The sequence below is a fragment of the Porphyromonas gingivalis ATCC 33277 genome (assembly GCF_000010505.1).
GTDB classification, from domain to species: Bacteria; Bacteroidota; Bacteroidia; order Bacteroidales; family Porphyromonadaceae; genus Porphyromonas; species Porphyromonas gingivalis.
In genome coordinates this window covers 643,145-659,858 of the sequence record NC_010729.1, presented here as the reverse complement: position 1 = coordinate 659,858, position 16,714 = coordinate 643,145, and the positions used below count along the sequence as shown (strand labels likewise).

Sequence of the window (16,714 nt, the reverse complement as noted above, 5' to 3'; positions counted from 1 at the left end):
ATAGGGAGTTATTTTGTATATTTGAGCATTAAAAACAGCATAATATTCCTCCCATGGCATACCAATCCAAGAATACCGATGAGCATGTAACATTTGCAGACGCACTCCTTTCAAAGCGTTATCGCAAAGCACAAAACGACTTCCTCAATCAGGTTGACACGCTTATCGATTGGCGTCCGATCAGGACGCTGATCAACAAGAAATACACGAAGCGACAAAATGCCATCGGTGCCCCGGCTTATGACGTGATTCTCTTATTCAAGATGTTGCTTTTGGAGACATGGTACAACCTCAGTGATTGTGCTCTGGAGGAGCGCATCAATGATTCAATCACCTTTTCCCGATTCTTGGGGCTGAAGATGGAAGAGGTATCTCCCGACCACAGCACCATCAGTCGATTTCGTTCGGCACTGACAGAGTTGGGTCTCATGGACAAACTATTGGCGCAGTTTAACAAACAACTTTCGCGCCATCACATTTCGGTCAGGGAAGGGGTGCTTGTCGATGCAAGCCTTGTGGAGACGCCGCATAAACCCAACGGAAGCATTACGATTGAAGTCGCAGACGACAGGCAAGACAATCGGAGCGAGGCGGAAAAAGAGGCAGAGGAGGATTATCAAAAACAGGTTGTCCGCCGGCGTAAAGGGACGGATGAAGAAGCCCGTTGGGTGTACAAACAAAAGCGTTATCACTACGGATACAAAAAGCATTGTCTGACCAATGTTCAAGGCATTGTTCAAAAGGTGATAACGACAGCAGCGAACCGCAGTGACACGAAGGAGTTTATTCCGCTATTGCAGGGTGCAAACATACCTCAAGGTACAGCCGTCTTGGCGGACAAAGGATATGCTTGCGGGGAAAATCGTTCCTACCTGCAAACCCATCACCTTCAAGACGGCATTATGCACAAGGCACAACGCAACAGGGCATTGACCGAGGAAGAGAAGCAACGAAACAAAGCAATCGGTCCGATACGGAGCACCATCGAACGCACCTTTGGCAGTATTCGCCGGTGGTTTCATGGCGGACGATGTCGATACCGGGGACTTGCCAAGACCCATACTCAAAACATTCTTGAAAGCATCGCCTTTAATTTATACAGAACCCCGGGGATAATTATGTCCTCATCCGTAGGATAAGGCATAACCACCCTTGAGGAGCTCGTGCAAGTAGCTCCTCAAAGGGGGGATTTACAACTACTTTCACTCCTTACTGCCACCCTTTTCCCTCCCTCCGTTTTATGCCAAGAACTCCTCTTCCCTCCACCTCCTTATTTTTCAAAGGTCTCATAAATACAATAAGAGAGGCTTCCTTCATTTGTCCATTCGGGACGGAGAAGGAAGCCTCTTTATTTTGGTACCGACCTTTGCCAACGGCAGGCGGGGTTTATCTCCGGGCGAGCTGATGATCGATGAAGATCAGATTCTGCTCCTGAGAGAGACGGATCGTTTCGACGATTTCGGCAGCAGTGGCTTCCTCTTCTACCTGCTCGCGGATATACTTCCAGAAGAAGTCCTGTGATGCCATATCTCCGGCTTCGGAAGCAGCCCTTACGACAGCCTCGATCATTTCGGTCACTTTGCACTCGTGTTCGTACACCTGTTGGAATACCTCCAATACAGAGCCGAACTTCTGGGGCACGGCATCGATAGCTTCTATCTTCACCTCACCGCCACGCTTCAGGAGGTAGTCCATCATATCGTAGGCGTGCTCCATTTCCTCGAGGCTCTGCTTTTTGAGCCAATGAGCAAAGCCGTTGTACCCTACCTGCGCAAAATGCACAGACATGGACAGATAGAGGTTTGAAGACCACATTTCGGCCTTGATTTGGTCATTGATCGCTTTAGTTACGTTTTCGCTTATTTTCATTGTTCTGTAATTTATTATTCGGGCCTACACAGTGAAACCCGATGATTATTGACTTCTATATTCTCTAACCGAAAAATATCCCCTTTTGTTCACCCCTCGGAGCAATCTTGCCACGCCTTCCATATGCCTGCCTGTTCCGGCCGAATATTCACCGGCGAGAGAACATAGCACTTTATACTTAAAAGTCTTACCCCTTTATACCATAAAGCCTCCATACTTGATAATATGAAGATCCCTTGGGAGTCTCGATGGAGATCCCTTAGGAGTCTCGATAGGGATCCCTTAGACGTGAGTTCGATGTAAGCGATATGGTGCCAACTCTCTTTTGTTGGGATATTGACTATAATCGAATCAGAAAATGAAAGGGAAAAAGTTTGACGTCTCATTGGATGTCGAAGCCTCTCGAAGCTGAAATTTCTCAACCGAGAAATGAAATACGCTGACAAACAGCATATTGCATATTTTCTTCAGATCGAATCCGCATTGTTTTATAGCCGTTCGGAACATACGCCGAAAGGGGGTCGAGCTACGCCCTACAGCGACTCGGGCTACGCCGTAGAGCGTACCGAGCTGTGCTCTACGGCTCTTCGAGCTACGCTGTAGGGCTCACCGCGCCGGGCTCTAGGGCTCAGCTCGGCCACCTACCTCTACGGCTCCCGGAGCGGAACTCTACGGCTCGGCTCGCTACGCTGTAGAGCGTACCTCGAAGAGCTCTACAGCGTACCTCGAAGAGCCATACGGGGTAGCCCGTCATCCTCTACGGAGTACCGCCATCTTGCCCTATGGTATAGCCCATCTTCCTGTGCGGACTGCAACATTCTGTCAAAAGCAATCCGAATTTCAATGTTGGTTCGATCCAAGCAAAAGCAGGATTGCCCCCTATACAATTGCCTGAACGGTACAACCTATAACATACAAAATGTTAGTGCGTTAACCACTAATCAGGGAACGAATACATTGGCGTTTTCTTACGCCGAACTGACGTCTTGAGACCTTTGAAAAATAAGGAGATGGAGGGAAGAGGAGTTCTTGGCATAAAAGGAGCGAGTGAAAGGGGTGGCAGTAAGGAGTGAAAGTAGTTGTAAATCCCCCCTTGAGGAGCTACTTGCACGAGCTCCTCAAGGGGGGTTATGCCTTATCCTACGGATGAGGACATAATTATCCCCGGCGTTCTGTATAAATTAAAGGCGATGCTTTCAAGAATGTTTTGAGTATGGGTCTTGGCAAGTCCCCGGTATCGACATCGTCCGCCATGAAACCACCGCCGAATACTGCCAAAGGTGCGTTCGATGGTGCTCCGTATCGGACCGATTGCTTTGTTTCCTTGCTTCTCTTCCTCGGTCAATGCCCTGTTGCGTTGTGCCTTGTGCATAATGCCGTCTTGAAGGTGATGGGTTTGCAGGTAGGAACGATTTTCCCCGCAAGCATATCCTTTGTCCGCCAAGACGGCTGTGCCTTGAGGTATGTTTGCACCCTGCAATAGCGGAATAAACTCCTTCGTGTCACTGCGGTTCGCTGCAGTTGTTATCACCTTTTGAACAATGCCTTGAACATTGGCCGGACAATGCTTTTTGTATCCGTAGTGATAACGCTTTTGTTTGTAAACCCAACGGGCTTCTTCATCCGTCCCTTTACGCCGGCGGACAACCTGTTTTTGATAATCCTCCTCTGCCTCTTTTTCCGCCTCGCTCCGATTGTCTTGCCTGTCGTCTGCGACTTCAATCGTAATGCTTCCGTTGGGTTTATGCGGCGTCTCCACAAGGCTTGCATCGACAAGCACCCCTTCCCTGACCGAAATGTGATGGCGCGAAAGTTGTTTGTTAAACTGCGCCAATAGTTTGTCCATGAGACCCAACTCTGTCAGTGCCGAACGAAATCGACTGATGGTGCTGTGGTCGGGAGATACCTCTTCCATCTTCAGCCCCAAGAATCGGGAAAAGGTGATTGAATCATTGATGCGCTCCTCCAAAGCACAATCACTGAGGTTGTACCATGTCTCCAAAAGCAACATCTTGAATAAGAGAATCACGTCATAAGCCGGGGCGCCGATGGCATTTTGTCGCTTCGTGTATTTCTTGTTGATCAGCGTCCTGATCGGACACCAATCGATAAGCCTGTCAACCTGATTGAGGAAGTCGTTTTGTGCTTTGCGATAACGCTTTGAAAGGAGTGCGTCTGCAAATGTTACATGTTCATCGGTATTCTTGGATTGGTATGCCATGGGAGGAATATTATGCTGTTTTTAATACTCAAATATACAAAATAACTCCCTATTATACAATGAATTAACAAACAAAATACACACTAATCGCCGTGCAAAGGTCTCTAATTATTACTCCATAGCCAACAACTGCGCCCATGCCTTGAATAATTTCAAGTACATCATGGAATACAGCATGTACAAAACGTTTGCAGGCAAATACAAGTGCCGCACACGTGAGGTAAACAAAAAATATCGTAAGAACGGTAGGTTTATCATAAAACACATGACTAAAACAGGTGTAAAGGAAAGATACTTTTACGACGGTGGCTTCAAACGAAAGAAGCCCACCTATAAATCGGAATGTGACATTATGCCACGAACAATTTATACTGCGGGGCGGACAAGCCTTGTTGAAAGACTGAAAGCCCGTGAGTGTGAATTATGTGGAGCGACAGACGACCTTGTTATGCACCATGTAAGAAAACTAAAAAACTTGCAGGGTAAGGAAAGCTGGGAACGACACATGATTGCCCGCAAACGCAAGACGATTGCCGTGTGCAGGAGTTGTCACAAGAAGATACATGACGGAAAGATAGACTGAAATTAGTGGAGAGCCGGATACGCTGAGAGGTGTAAGTCCGGTTCGGGGGCGAGCATTTGGAAACCTACCATAGAAATATGATAAGGCGCTGGGTGCTTAGCCTACTTAAGACCGTCCGCAAGTTTTTCGGTGAAGCTATCGTGGTGACGCAGGAGGTCGATGATATCATCGCCTCGCCTATCGTCAAGGAGAGTATCATTAACAACAGTGATTGTAAGATTCTGCTTGACCAGCGCAAATACATGAATAAGTTCGACAGCATTCAGGCTTTACTCGGCCTGACGGATAAGGAGAAGTCGCAGATCCTTTCCATCAATATGTCGAATGTGCCCAGCCGTAAATATAAGGAGGTGTGGTTTGGGCTGGGCGGTGTACAATCGGCGGTTTATGCCACTGAGGTTAGTTTGGAAGAGTATTACACGTACACGACCGAAGAGTCTGAAAAACTGGAAGTGTTGCGTCTGACCGAACAATTGGACGGCAATATGGAGTTGGCGATTAAACAGATGGCCGAAAGAGAACGGCAAGGCAGGGAAAGCCTGTAAACTTCCTTTTATTAGAAACGAATCATTATCAATTATTAAAAATCAAAGAACATGAAACGAATTATTTTATCGTGTCTGGTAGCGGCTCTTTCCGTGTGTTCCTATCAGGCCAAAGCACAGTGGGTGGTAACCGACCCGACCAATTTGGTACAAAACATCATCAGCGCCGTGCAGGGAACTTCTACGGCAGCGAATATGATTAAAAACCTGAATGAAAGCATTAAAATCTACAAGCAGGGAAAAGAGTATTACGACGCGCTGAAGTCCGTACACAGCCTGATTAAAGATGCCCGCAAGGTGAAGCTGACCATCGAAATGGTGAGCGAAATTACGGATATCTACGTGAACGGATTCAACAAGATGGTAAGCGACCCGAATTTTTCTCCCGATGAATTGACGGCGATCTCTACGGGATATGCCAAACTGTTGGCAGAAGGAGGCGCTTTGGTTTCGGACTTGAAAAACATCGTAACCAAGGGCAATGGGCTATCGCTGTCCGACAAGGAGCGGATGGATGCCATCGACCAGATATACAACAAGATGTTGGAGTACCGCAACCTGACGAAGTACTATACCCGGAAAAGTATCTCGGTATCGTACATCCGGGCAAAAGAGAAAAATGACATGAAACGGGTATTGGCGTTGTATGGCAGTCCTTCCGAACGTTACTGGTAACTCAAAAAAGAGAAGAAGACATGAACTTTGATAATCTGCATCAGCTTCTTGCCAATCTCTATCAGGAGATGTTGCCGCTTTGCTCCGACATGATCGGCGTAGCCAAAGGCTTAGCCGGTCTCGGAGCTTTGTTCTATGTGGCCTACAGGGTTTGGCAGGCACTCGCGCGTGCCGAACCCATCGACGTGTTTCCTTTGTTGCGTCCGTTTGCGATCGGCCTGTGCATCCTGTTTTTTCCGACACTTGTTTTGGGAAGCATTCACGCCGTGATGAGTCCCATCGTCAAAGGATCGCATACCGTCATGGAGAGCCAGATAACCGATGTGCAGGCATTGCAACAACAGAAAGACCAGCTCCGTTACGAAGCCCGGTTGCGGGAAGGTAAAGCGTGGCTGGTCGATGACGAAGCCTATGACCAGAAGATGAAAGACCTGGGTATCATGGATACTCCCGAAATCATCGGTATGTGGGGAGAAAGGCTTTGGTACGACATCAAGACGTGGTTTCGGGAGGTTGTCAGAAACTTTTTCGAACTGCTTTTCCATGCCGCAGCCTTGAGTATCGACACGATACGTACGTTTTTTCTCATCGTACTGTCCATATTAGGGCCGATAGCCTTTGCTTTTTCCGTTTACGACGGATTTCAGGCGACACTCACCCAGTGGTTGGCACGCTACATCGGGGTCTATCTCTGGTTACCCGTGGCCGACCTTTTTTCGGCAGTCCTGTCGAAGATTCAGGCCTTGATGCTGCAACAGGATATTGCTCTGCTGCAAGACCCCAATTACGTTCCCGACGGATCGAACGGCCTTTACATCGTTTTTCTGGTTATCGGAATCGTCGGCTACTTTACGATCCCAACGGTTGCCGGTTGGATTATCCATTCCGGAGGGGCCGGAGCATACGGCAGCGCGGTAAACAAAACGGCAGGCAAGGCCGGAGGGGTGGCAAGCGGAGTCGCGGGAGCCACACTCGGAAATGTAGGAGGCCGGTTGCTCGGTAAGTAAAATCAAAAACAAAAACTATGGAGTTCAAAAGCTTAAAGAATATCGAAACAAGTTTCAGACAAATACGGATGATGGTCTTTGTATTTGTCCTTTTATGTGCCGGAATTACCGGGTATTCGGTTTGGAGTTCCTACTCCTTTGCCGAAGCCCAGCGGCAGAAAATCTATGTATTGGATGAAGGCAAGTCGCTTATGTTGGCGCTTTCGCAGGATTTGGCACAGAACCGTCCGGTCGAAGCCCGTGAGCATGTCAAACGTTTTCACGAACTGTTTTTCACCCTTTCGCCCGACAGAAATGCCATCGAATCGAACATCAACCGGGCCCTCTTTCTGGTCGACAAGAGCGCTTTCCGCTACTATCAGGATATGCAGGAAAAAGGGTATTACAACCGGATTGTGGCCGGCAATATCCATCAGATGCTCCGGGTCGATTCGGTTGCCTGCAACTTCGACACTTATCCCTACAGGACAACGGTCTATGCCACACAGAGGATTATCCGGGCAAGCAACGTAACGGAGCGAAGCCTCGTTACCCGTTGCGACCTGCGTAACTCCGTCCGTAGCGACAATAACCCGCACGGGTTCATGATGGAACGTTTCGAAATCATCGCGAACAGGGATATACGAACCATAGACCGGTAAGCCATGATAAGAAACAGCATCGCAATCCTGAAAAAACGGACGGAACGATACGTACGCTCTCGATTGGAACAGATGTCTCCCCAAAGCCGGATAAGGACGGTACTTCTCCTGCTTGTCCTCTTCGGAATGCTGGCCTTCTACATGACCGTTTCTTCTCTTTATGAGCTGGGAAAAGGCAAGCGGAATATATCGATAGAGCGCATCAGGTATCTGAAACCGGAATCGCAAACAGACAGTATAAAAACAATTAAACTCATTCCACGATGAATAAAGAACATGAAGGCAACGACCCGAAAGCGGAAGTTGTCGAGAAGCAAAAGAAGAAGGCGGATAAACCCGGAAAGGAGCTTACTCCGCAAGAGATTCAGAAGCGGAAAAAGATGCTGGTTTACCCGCTCTTCTTCCTGATTTTTGCCGGAGCGATGTGGTTCATTTTTGCTCCTTCCGGCAACAAAGAGAATACGCAGTCCGACGGGTTCAATCCCGAACTGCCTATCCCGAAAGATGAAGCCATTGTCGGGGATAAGCGGGAAGCTTACGAACGGGAAGCCATGCAAAGCAAGCAGCAGGAAAAGATGCGTACGCTGCAAGACTTTTCGCTCCTTACGGAAGAAGAACACGGCGATTATGTAACAGATGCCCGTGTAACGGAAGCGAACAACGCATCCGGTTATACGGATGGTCGCAATCCCCGTAATAGCGAAGGCCTCCGCTCTTCGGCACACGCTTATCAGAACATCAACCGTCAATTAAGCAGCTGGTACGACCAACCCGCAGAAGAAGCGGACGAGCAGACACAACTCGCCTTGGAGTATCGTGTTCAGGAGTTAGAAAGGCAATTGGAAGAAAAATCTTCCACCGATCAACAACTTGACATGATTGAGAAGTCCTATGCGATTGCGGCGAAGTATATGGCGGCATCGCAAGCAAAGCCTGTAACGGAGGGTGAACAACAGGGAACACAATCGGAAGAGGCTGTCAATACAAGCGGTAAACTCCCGCAAAAAGCTGTTTCTCTCCCCGTATCGCAAGTACGGCCGGACGTCGTTACCCTGTTATCCGCTCCGATGGAAGACGAAGCGTTTCTGGAACAGTATGCCCGGCCTCGCAATATGAGCTTTATCACCGTTGCCGGAAAGGAAGACGTAACGGAAAAGAACAGCATCCGGGCTTCGGTATATCGCACCGTAACCTTGTCCAACGGCAAAGAGCTACAACTGCGTTTGCTGGAATCGATGAGAGCCGGACAGTTCCTGATACCGGCCAATACGATCCTTATCGGGAGCTCCAAGCTCGGAGGCGAACGCCTGCATATCACCATCAGCTCCATTCAGTATGCCGATAACGTAATCCCGGTCGAACTGGAGGTGTACGACATCGATGGAGTGCAAGGCATTTTTGTTCCTAACTCGACCGAAATCAATGCCGCCAAAGAGATTGCTGCCAACATGGGAGCCTCTACGGGGAGCAACATTACCATCGGGGGAAATGCGGGTTCGCAACTGGCTGCCGATTTGGGACGAAACGCCATGCAGGGCATTTCGCAATACATCGGCAAAAAGATGCGTGAAGTCAAGGTTACATTGAAAGCGGGATACAAAGTATTACTGCTCCCCAAAACATAAAATCACAAGGAGACAATCCGCCACTAAAATATCCAAACAGTATCAAACAGAAAATCATTAAAACCAAATTCGTATGAAATCAATTCTTTTGGCATGCGCTCTTATCGGGTGCATCACAACGGCGCAAGCACAGCAAGCCGACACGCTCTCTTCTCCTTCCAAAGGAGATTATTTTGAAGGGCTGACACGCCCGCTCACCTTTAACCGCATGATACCGCCGTATGCGCTGGAGGTTACGTTCTCCAAAACCGTGCATATCATCTTCCCGGCAGCGATTCGCTACGTGGATTTGGGTTCCGCCGACCTGTTGGCCGCCAAAGCCGACGGGGCGGAAAACGTACTGCGGGTGAAGGCCGCGCTTCGGGATTTCTCCCGTGAGAGTAATCTGGCGGTGATTACCGAAGATGGAGCCTATTACACGTTCAACGTGAAGTATGCCGACGAACCGGTCAAGTTAAGCATCGAGATGGCCGACTTTATCCGCGATGGCGAAGCGGTGAACCGCCCGAACAATGCGATGGATATTTACCTGAAAGAGTTAGGGAACGAGTCGCCCCTGCTCGTCAGGCTGATTATGCAATCCATCCATCAAAACAACAGGCGTGAGATAAAACATATCGGGAGTAAACGCTTCGGCATCCAATTTACGTTGAAAGGGATTTACACGCACAACGGATTGCTCTATTTCCATACACAACTGAAAAACGCTTCCCATGTGCCATTCGACGTAGATTACATCACGTTCAAAATCATCGATAAAAAGGTAGTCAAGCGCACCGCTGTTCAGGAACAGGTCATTGCCCCGCTCAGAGCGTATAACCATCTGATGTGTGCCGGAGGAAAGAGAACGGAGCGAACCGTTTTTACGCTGCCGAAGTTTACCATTCCCGACGATAAGCATCTTGTGGTCGAGTTGCACGAAAAAGACGGTGGACGCCATCAGTCGTTCACCGTAGAGAATACCGATCTTGTGAGAGCCCGTGTAATCAGTGAACTAAAAGTGAAGTGAGTCTATGAAACAGCTGGTATTTATGTTCTCGGTTCTGTGGACGTTGTTTTCCACGAATCAGGCTTACGCCCAACGCTGCCTGCCCGGCATGCAGGGCATACGGATAACAGGAGGAATGGTAGACGGTATGCACCGTCTGGATAGCAGGAATAAGTTAGGATATTCTTTCGGACTGTCGATGGCCACATACTCTAAAGGCGGCCATCAGTGGGTCTTTGGCGCAGAGCACCTGAACAAGTATTATCCGTACAGAGCGAATCGAATCCCCGTCAGCCAGTTCACAGGAGAAGGCGGTTACTTCCTGAATTTTCTTTCTACGCCCGGTAAGACGCTGCTGTTTTCGCTCGGAGCATCCGCTCTTGCCGGATACGAAACAAGCAATTGGGGTGAAAAGACGCTCTTCGACGGGGCTACTCTTCGGAACAAAGACGGCTTTGTCTATGGCGGAGCACTCACCCTCGAAATGGAGACGTATTTGTCCGACCGTATCGTGCTGCTTCTGACTGCCCGCGAACGGGTGCTGTGGGGCACATCTACCGGGCGGTTTCATGCGCAATTCGGGGCAGGACTGAAATGGATGATACACTAAAAAGAGAAAGGAGGATACAATGAAACGAAAAGTATTAAACGCAATTTGGGTGACGGAGCTGCTTGCCCTCGCCATGTTTTGCCTGTCTGCTTGTAATCACGAGTTGGATATTCAACAGGCGTACCCGTTCACCGTGGAAACGATGCCCGTGCAGAAGAACATCATCAAAGGACAGACGGTAGAGATACGCTGCACGCTCAAACGGCAGGGTAAGTTTGCAAACACCCGCTATTCCATAAGGTACTTTCAACCCGATGGTAAGGGACGGTTAAAGATGGACGACGGTACAGTCTTCAAGCCCAACGAACGCTATCCGCTCACCAAAGAAAAGTTCAGGCTGTATTACACTTCTCGAACTACCGGCCAACAGGTCATCGACGTGTACATCGAGGATAGCTTCGGTCAGGTGCAGCAATTTTCGCTATCGTTCAATAATGACAACAACAAGGAAGAATAAATCTTTGAAATGAATATGCTAATAAACACCCAGTATTTTATTACTGGGTGTTTATTTGTGACTAATTTTGTGCAGAACTACAAGTTGTAGTCCGAAGTTACACTCTAAAGTACTGTGAGATGAAAGATTTAATTCCTTTATCCAAAAAATATTTTGACATAATAGCTCTGTTCTCAAGAGAACCTTTTGTTAGGTTGATTACAAAAGAGTTGGAGTATTATACAGATGGTAGCGATTTGATTGGTTTTATTTGTTTGGATTTGATTGATAATAATTACTCTGCTGGGATTTTATCAAGAGATAAATCTATGCAATACAGAGCAGTGAAGGTTAATGTTGATATGCAAACTATTACGGAAGCAAGAGAATGGATTAAGCAATCATTTAATGAGGATACTATTATTCAACACGATAATTATAGTGATTTTTTCGATTTATTTAAAGATTTGGATAATGAAAAAATAATACATCCTCACTATAAATTGTTAAAAGAATCTGATTTTCATTCAAGTGCAAAAGAAGTTATTAAAGAAATATCATACCATTACAAAGATATTGACGGGAATTTTATAGACCAATTTCAATCATTAAATGGCTTTGACTCTCGTATTTTTGAATTATATCTATTTTGTTTCTTTAGAGAACAATCTTTTTCATTTAAAAGAGATTTTGAAGCCCCTGATTTTATTGTAAATAAAATGGATAAAGAGATTGCAATCGAAGCAGTAACAATAAGCAGGAAACCTGAAAATATAAAAAATATCACTGATTACACGCCTAAATCACCGGATGAAATAAATTCGGAATTAAAAAATAATGTTCCTTTGATGTTTGGAAGCGCAATTTATGATAAGGCAAAAAAGAAATATTGGGAAAAGAAGCATGTCCAAAATAAACCTTTTCTTATAGCTATTGCGGATTTCCATGACACGATGTCTATGACATGGTCATTTAATTCATTAGTAGAATACTTATATGGATATAAGTACAACGACTACAAATACTCAGAAACAGGAGAATTAGTTATTAATCCCCAAAAAATAGATTTTTTCCAAAAAAGTAATGGGACACAAATTCCTGCAGGATTCTTGTTAGACGAAGCTAATAAAAATATTAGTGCTATAATCTTTTCATCAACAGCAACATTGTCTAAATTTAACAGGATAGGCAGACAGGCTGGAATGGGGAATGGAAATAGTTTATTAGTACGCACAATGACAATTTATAATCATAATGAAAATGCTGATAAACCTGATGTTGTTAATTATTATGTTGATGAGAATGCTAATGAAACATGGAGTGAAGGAGTTATGATTTATCATAACCCACATGCCCTATATCCATTAGACCCCACTTTGTTTAACGATTCTGTCGCACAATGTTTTTTTGATATGGAAAGTAAATTAATACGAAGTTTTATGCCTAAAATTTTCCCTTATTCATCACATACAATAAATGTGAAGCCAACAGATTCTATAAAAGAGAATGGGGAACAAATATAGATGATTATCCGTATTTATACGAAACCGTTCTCAATTAATTTTCCAGTAGCCCGTTTTCTTACTGCCCATGCGGGATACGATACCTCGCTCTTTAAGCCGGCTAATATGATTCTCGATGGTGCGGACGGGCTTTGAGAGTTTTTGAGCCATTTCAAAAACTCTAATATATTGGTTCTCTCTGATTAATGAGACAATCGCTTGCTCAACCTCATTTAATCCACCTTTTATTCCACCCCTTAAACCACCATTGTCTTTCTCTTCGCTTTCAACATATCGAACCATCGCGTTTCCGATAATATCAAGCATAAAGTCGATAAAGGGGCGACAGTCGGGCGTACCGCTGTTGGATTGCGATTGTTGCAGGGCTTGGTAATACTTTTCCTGGTTGTAGTAAATCATTGTCTCTACGGGAAGCCACTCAAAAAGCTCGTTCCATTTCGAGAGAATAAGTGTCTGCCAAAGCCGTCCTATTCTGCCGTTTCCGTCGCGGAACGGATGAATATGCTCTATCATAAAGTGCATGGCCGAACTCTTTATAAGTGCGTGCGTATCGGTTGTTTTTCCCCACTCCAATAGCTCGGCAACCCGTGCGGGCACTTCTTCAAAATTTGCTCCCGAATGCAACACCTTTCCCTTGCTATCGACAACGGCAACGCCAACACTACGGAATTGCCCCGACTCTTGAATGAGATTCTCGGTGATAGCCCTGTGTGCTTTCAGAAGGTCATCAACGCTATATGGATATAAATCGGGTATTTGCCCGTATGCCGAAAAAGCGTTTTTCACCTCTTGAATATCGTGCAGAGGAGCAAACACGACCTTGTCGTTAATCACATCAAACACCTGCTGGACAGTGAGCCTGTTGCCCTCAATAGCCGTTGTAGAGCCGACCGTAAGAATGCGGTTTGTTCTTCTCAGGTGCAATACGTCTTTCGACTGCTCCTCCGAAATCTTTACACGTTCCAACAGAGCATAAATCTTACCGATTTGCTCGTGCCATAAGGGATTATATGTAAAGAAAGTGCCCATTCGGTTTGCAGCCCTCTTGATTTTCGGATTATTGCGTATATAATTTTTTGTTTCATGCAAAGTTAAAACTTTTTTTCGGGAATATGCTTATTGGCTCTATGTAAATATGGGGCTGTAATTGTGATAACCTTCTCAAATTTAGCGATTCTCTTAATTGAGTTATTATTGAACAAATCGAATGAATTTCATTCCTTTTTGGTTTTTTGTTACTTTTTCTCCCCGTCCATCAGGCAAGTCATGGAAAAAGTAACGGGTAGAAAAACTGCCCGCTGTTCCTTATTCTGTCTTTTTCTCTATCCTGCCTATCCGCTTTTCCGGATGGATGTCGAATGCCCAATTTACTTCTTCATCGGGCAAGGTGCTGTAGATGTTTCCTCCCATTACGAGTCCGCAATCTTGCAGGACTTTTTGCCGTGCTTCCTCTCCGCTCTCGGCAAGCACTTCAAACACACCTTCAAAGATGTATTGTGTCCGTATTCTGTAAATTTGCTTCTTCATATCCTTAAAATTCAACCTTTAATAATCTGTTTGGCATCGGCTCACCATTGGACGGTCTGCGATGTGTAAGCCAAAAGTGATGTGCGCCGTAACCATAGGCGAAGAATTCGTCAAGTTTTGTTTCTTCAGCTATCTGCCTTATAGAGGTTCTCAATTCCTCCTCATTAGCAGATAGGGCTACGGCATTGATAACCCTTATAAGAATGTGAGGTACCTCGTCTGCCCAATTACATACGATACTTTCTATTTCTGTTTTCATATCTGTTGCATTTGGTGGGGCAGAGCAAACCTTGCCCCTTGTTATTTAATTCAATCCGAAATAATGGGCTAATCGTTCTTCTTGCGACTTCGGGAATATCCATCCTGCCGACTTCTTGCCGTTGTGTATTAATCGGCTGTTGAAGCGTCCACCCATTGCTTTAAGCTCCTCTTTGATTGCCCGTGTTTCCCCGAAAACGGCTACGGCTTTTTCGGAATACTCTACAAGCGTGTAATTCCCATCTGTTTGCTCAGACTGTTTGTCGGGATGTGTCGCTATGGCATTGCCAAGCCGTATGTTTTCTTCTTCCCCTGCCGTGTAAGCTAAATCCTTAATTGTCTGCTCCCGATTGTACACAGGTATTTTCTCGATTATCCAACCGCTGTATTTGCTTCTACCCAAATAATATCCTGCTCCCATCGAATATTTTTCCCGATGCTCATATTTTTCGTTCTTTTCGCTCAAATAGGCAGTTCCTTCAAAATGGGATGCGTATTTTCTCATTTCGGAAAACAGGTCTCTTTTATGTTTGGAAAAGCCTAAAATGAGACCTTTGAAAAATAAGGAGGTGGAGGGAAGAGGAGTTCTTCGCATAAAAGGAGCGAGTGAAAGGGGTGGCAGTAAAGAGTGAAAGTAGTTGTAAATCCCCCCTTTGAGGAGCTGCTTGTACGAGCTCCTCAAGGGGGGTTATGCCTTATCCTACAGATGAGGACATAATTATCCCCGGGGTTCTGTATAAATTAAAGGCGATGCTTTCAAGAATGTTTTGAGTATGGGTCTTGGCAAGTCCCCGGTATCGACATCGTCCGCCATGAAACCACCGCCGAATACTGCCAAAGGTGCGTTCGATGGTGCTCCGTATCGGACTGATTGCTTTGTTTCCTTGCTTCTCTTCCTCGGTCAATGCCCTGTTGCGTTGTGCCTTGTGCATGATGCCGTCTTGAAGGTGATGGGTTTGCAGGTAGGAACGATTTTCCCCGCAAGCATATCCTTTGTCCGCCAAGACGGCTGTACCTTGAGGTATGTTTGCACCCTGCAATAGCGGAATAAACTCCTTCGTGTCACTGCGGTTCGCTGCTGTCGTTATCACCTTTTGAACAATGCCTTGAACATTGGCCGGACAATGCTTTTTGTATCCGTAGTGATAACGCTTTTGTTTGTACACCCAACGGGCTTCTTCATCCGTCCCTTTACGCCGGCGGACAACCTGTTTTTGATAATCCTCCTCTGCCTCTTTTTCCGCCTCGCTCCGATTGTCTTCTCTGTCGTCTGCGACTTCAATCGTAATGCTTCCGTTGGGTTTATGCGGCGTCTCCACAAGGCTTGCATCCACAAGCACCCCTTCCCTTACCGAAATGTGATGGCGCGAAAGTTGTTTGTTAAACTGCGCCAATAGTTTGTCCATGAGACCCAACTCTGTCAGTGCCGAACGAAATCGACTGATGGTGCTGTGGTCGGGAGATACCTCTTCCATCTTCAGTCCCAAGAATCGGGAAAAGGTGATTGAATCATTGATGCGCTCCTCCAGAGCACAATCACTGAGGTTGTACCATGTCTCCAAAAGCAACATCTTGAATAAGAGAATCACGTCATAAGCCGGGGCACCGATGGCATTTTGTCGCTTCGTGTATTTCTTGTTGATCAGCCTCCTGATCGGACGCCAATCGATAAGCCTGTCAACCTGATTGAGGAAGTCGTTTTGTGCTTTGCGATAACGCTTTGAAAGGAGTGCGTCTGCAAATGTTACATGCTCATCGGTATTCTTGGATTGGTATGCCATGGGAGGAATATTATGCTGTTTTTAATACTCAAATATACAAAATAACTCCCTATTATACAATGAATTAACAAACAAAATACACACTAATTGCCGTGCAAAGGTCTCAAAATAACGGTTCGAATGATGCGACTTGCGTGATAATCCGTATATGGATCACTCTCATCCTGCATCTGACGTGCTACGATAACCGCCTGTGCATCTTCGGGGAAAATCCGTATTAAACGCTCCCTCCCGACTTGTTCGACTTTCTCGGCTCGTATTCGTTCTCGTTGGGTTTCTTCATCTTCTGCCTGTTTCTTTTGCTGTGCTTCCTGAAGGAGCATCGCCACTTCGAAGCTGTCCTTAAACTGCGGATTTTCGCTGTCGTAATAAAAGCCGATGCCGAATTTCTCTTTCAAGGGCCTGATAATGTTTGCTGTATTAAC

20 protein-coding genes and 3 pseudogenes are annotated in these 16,714 nt (G+C 46.1%); 14 read left to right on the top strand and 9 right to left on the bottom strand.

Translation table 11 applies throughout. From position 1 onward, the window contains the following. Window positions 1-53: 53 nt before the first annotated feature. Window positions 54-1,139, top strand: coding sequence for an IS5-like element ISPg8 family transposase (locus PGN_RS02885; protein WP_012457639.1), 1,086 nt, complete (start codon window positions 54-56; stop codon window positions 1,137-1,139). 24 nt (window positions 1,140-1,163) lie between these two features. Beyond that, window positions 1,164-1,291, top strand: a pseudogene (locus tag PGN_RS11795) (DNA methylase); the annotation flags it as partial. A 95-nt stretch (window positions 1,292-1,386) separates the two neighbouring features. Here the strand turns inward: PGN_RS11795 and PGN_RS02880 are convergent. Continuing rightward, on the bottom strand, window positions 1,387-1,869 hold the full coding sequence (locus PGN_RS02880; protein ID WP_004585574.1) for a ferritin: 483 nt from the start codon (window positions 1,867-1,869) through the stop codon (window positions 1,387-1,389). 429 nt (window positions 1,870-2,298) lie between these two features. Here PGN_RS02880 and PGN_RS11580 point away from each other — a divergent pair, with 429 nt between their 5' ends. Beyond that, window positions 2,299-2,472: a hypothetical protein gene (locus PGN_RS11580; protein ID WP_012457638.1), complete on the top strand. Its 174-nt coding sequence runs from the start codon at window positions 2,299-2,301 to the stop codon at window positions 2,470-2,472. Window positions 2,473-2,806: 334 nt separating this feature from the next. Here the strand turns inward: PGN_RS11580 and PGN_RS11790 are convergent, their stop codons facing one another. Then, window positions 2,807-2,980, bottom strand: coding sequence for a DNA methylase (locus tag PGN_RS11790; protein ID WP_080504400.1), 174 nt, complete (start codon window positions 2,978-2,980; stop codon window positions 2,807-2,809). A gap of 24 nt (window positions 2,981-3,004) precedes the next feature. Then, window positions 3,005-4,090 (bottom strand): IS5 family transposase, encoded by a 1,086-nt coding sequence (locus PGN_RS02875; protein WP_012457637.1) that lies wholly within the window; start codon window positions 4,088-4,090, stop codon window positions 3,005-3,007. 106 nt (window positions 4,091-4,196) lie between these two features. Here PGN_RS02875 and PGN_RS02870 point away from each other — a divergent pair. The 11 genes and pseudogenes from PGN_RS02870 to PGN_RS02820 all read left to right on the top strand — a co-directional run. Next, window positions 4,197-4,673: pseudogene (locus PGN_RS02870) on the top strand (group II intron reverse transcriptase/maturase); the annotation flags it as partial. Window positions 4,674-4,765: 92 nt separating this feature from the next. Next, window positions 4,766-5,218: a TraG family conjugative transposon ATPase gene (locus PGN_RS02865; RefSeq protein ID WP_256821962.1), complete on the top strand. Its 453-nt coding sequence runs from the start codon at window positions 4,766-4,768 to the stop codon at window positions 5,216-5,218. Window positions 5,219-5,269: 51 nt separating this feature from the next. Further along, a complete protein-coding gene (locus PGN_RS02860) occupies window positions 5,270-5,893 on the top strand; it encodes a DUF4141 domain-containing protein (RefSeq protein ID WP_012457634.1) in 624 nt (207 codons plus the stop codon). A gap of 20 nt (window positions 5,894-5,913) precedes the next feature. After that, complete coding sequence (gene traJ, locus PGN_RS02855; RefSeq protein WP_012457633.1) at window positions 5,914-6,900, top strand: conjugative transposon protein TraJ; 987 nt, start codon at window positions 5,914-5,916, stop codon at window positions 6,898-6,900. 17 nt (window positions 6,901-6,917) lie between these two features. Further along, window positions 6,918-7,541, top strand: a complete 624-nt coding sequence (traK, locus tag PGN_RS02850; protein WP_012457632.1) for a conjugative transposon protein TraK — start codon at window positions 6,918-6,920, stop codon at window positions 7,539-7,541. Between the two features lie 3 nt (window positions 7,542-7,544). Further along, the gene (locus PGN_RS02845) at window positions 7,545-7,808 is read left to right on the top strand and encodes a TraL conjugative transposon family protein (RefSeq protein ID WP_012457631.1); all 264 of its coding nucleotides are present in this window, start codon (window positions 7,545-7,547) and stop codon (window positions 7,806-7,808) included. After that, entirely contained in the window at window positions 7,805-9,166 is a 1,362-nt protein-coding gene (traM, locus tag PGN_RS02840; RefSeq protein ID WP_012457630.1) for a conjugative transposon protein TraM, read from the top strand. Before PGN_RS02845 ends, traM begins: the two co-directional genes overlap by 4 nt. Window positions 9,167-9,239: 73 nt before the next feature. Beyond that, a complete protein-coding gene (gene traN / locus PGN_RS02835) occupies window positions 9,240-10,175 on the top strand; it encodes a conjugative transposon protein TraN (RefSeq protein ID WP_012457629.1) in 936 nt (311 codons plus the stop codon). Window positions 10,176-10,179: 4 nt separating this feature from the next. Continuing rightward, on the top strand, window positions 10,180-10,764 hold the full coding sequence (locus PGN_RS02830; RefSeq protein WP_012457628.1) for a conjugal transfer protein TraO: 585 nt from the start codon (window positions 10,180-10,182) through the stop codon (window positions 10,762-10,764). Window positions 10,765-10,783: 19 nt separating this feature from the next. Continuing rightward, entirely contained in the window at window positions 10,784-11,221 is a 438-nt protein-coding gene (locus PGN_RS02825; protein ID WP_012457627.1) for a DUF3872 domain-containing protein, read from the top strand. Between the two features lie 119 nt (window positions 11,222-11,340). Further along, window positions 11,341-12,723, top strand: a complete 1,383-nt coding sequence (locus PGN_RS02820) for a hypothetical protein (protein WP_012457626.1) — start codon at window positions 11,341-11,343, stop codon at window positions 12,721-12,723. Window positions 12,724-12,753: 30 nt separating this feature from the next. Here the strand turns inward: PGN_RS02820 and PGN_RS02815 are convergent, their stop codons facing one another. From PGN_RS02815 to PGN_RS11535, 6 genes and pseudogenes are all read right to left on the bottom strand, one after another. Further along, on the bottom strand, window positions 12,754-13,812 hold the full coding sequence (locus tag PGN_RS02815) for a Fic family protein (protein WP_012457625.1): 1,059 nt from the start codon (window positions 13,810-13,812) through the stop codon (window positions 12,754-12,756). Window positions 13,813-14,028: 216 nt separating this feature from the next. After that, window positions 14,029-14,250: a hypothetical protein gene (locus tag PGN_RS02810; RefSeq protein WP_012457624.1), complete on the bottom strand. Its 222-nt coding sequence runs from the start codon at window positions 14,248-14,250 to the stop codon at window positions 14,029-14,031. A gap of 4 nt (window positions 14,251-14,254) precedes the next feature. Beyond that, window positions 14,255-14,509 (bottom strand): hypothetical protein, encoded by a 255-nt coding sequence (locus PGN_RS02805; protein WP_039417026.1) that lies wholly within the window; start codon window positions 14,507-14,509, stop codon window positions 14,255-14,257. Window positions 14,510-14,554: 45 nt separating this feature from the next. Beyond that, a pseudogene (locus PGN_RS02800) lies at window positions 14,555-15,058 on the bottom strand (fusion protein); the annotation flags it as partial. Window positions 15,059-15,203: 145 nt separating this feature from the next. Further along, a complete protein-coding gene (locus tag PGN_RS02795; RefSeq protein WP_012457622.1) occupies window positions 15,204-16,289 on the bottom strand; it encodes an IS5-like element ISPg8 family transposase in 1,086 nt (361 codons plus the stop codon). A gap of 83 nt (window positions 16,290-16,372) precedes the next feature. Next, entirely contained in the window at window positions 16,373-16,687 is a 315-nt protein-coding gene (locus tag PGN_RS11535; protein ID WP_012457621.1) for a hypothetical protein, read from the bottom strand. Between the last annotated feature and the right edge of the window lie 27 nt (window positions 16,688-16,714).

What these genes read in the sequence shown, in the direction of transcription:
- PGN_RS02805 (WP_039417026.1), bottom strand. Translation starts at nt 14,509, where the DNA reads ATGAAAACAGAAATAGAAAGTATCGTATGTAATTGGGCAGACGAGGTA.
- PGN_RS02820 (WP_012457626.1), top strand. Translation starts at nt 11,341, where the DNA reads ATGAAAGATTTAATTCCTTTATCCAAAAAATATTTTGACATAATAGCT.
- PGN_RS02860 (WP_012457634.1), top strand. Translation starts at nt 5,270, where the DNA reads ATGAAACGAATTATTTTATCGTGTCTGGTAGCGGCTCTTTCCGTGTGT.
- PGN_RS02830 (WP_012457628.1), top strand. Translation starts at nt 10,180, where the DNA reads ATGAAACAGCTGGTATTTATGTTCTCGGTTCTGTGGACGTTGTTTTCC.
- traK (WP_012457632.1), top strand. Translation starts at nt 6,918, where the DNA reads ATGGAGTTCAAAAGCTTAAAGAATATCGAAACAAGTTTCAGACAAATA.
- PGN_RS02880 (WP_004585574.1), bottom strand. Translation starts at nt 1,869, where the DNA reads ATGAAAATAAGCGAAAACGTAACTAAAGCGATCAATGACCAAATCAAG.
- traN (WP_012457629.1), top strand. Translation starts at nt 9,240, where the DNA reads ATGAAATCAATTCTTTTGGCATGCGCTCTTATCGGGTGCATCACAACG.
- PGN_RS02795 (WP_012457622.1), bottom strand. Translation starts at nt 16,289, where the DNA reads ATGGCATACCAATCCAAGAATACCGATGAGCATGTAACATTTGCAGAC.
- traM (WP_012457630.1), top strand. Translation starts at nt 7,805, where the DNA reads ATGAATAAAGAACATGAAGGCAACGACCCGAAAGCGGAAGTTGTCGAG.
- PGN_RS02885 (WP_012457639.1), top strand. Translation starts at nt 54, where the DNA reads ATGGCATACCAATCCAAGAATACCGATGAGCATGTAACATTTGCAGAC.
- PGN_RS02810 (WP_012457624.1), bottom strand. Translation starts at nt 14,250, where the DNA reads ATGAAGAAGCAAATTTACAGAATACGGACACAATACATCTTTGAAGGT.
- traJ (WP_012457633.1), top strand. Translation starts at nt 5,914, where the DNA reads ATGAACTTTGATAATCTGCATCAGCTTCTTGCCAATCTCTATCAGGAG.
- PGN_RS02875 (WP_012457637.1), bottom strand. Translation starts at nt 4,090, where the DNA reads ATGGCATACCAATCCAAGAATACCGATGAACATGTAACATTTGCAGAC.
- PGN_RS02825 (WP_012457627.1), top strand. Translation starts at nt 10,784, where the DNA reads ATGAAACGAAAAGTATTAAACGCAATTTGGGTGACGGAGCTGCTTGCC.
- PGN_RS02845 (WP_012457631.1), top strand. Translation starts at nt 7,545, where the DNA reads ATGATAAGAAACAGCATCGCAATCCTGAAAAAACGGACGGAACGATAC.
- PGN_RS11580 (WP_012457638.1), top strand. Translation starts at nt 2,299, where the DNA reads ATGAAATACGCTGACAAACAGCATATTGCATATTTTCTTCAGATCGAA.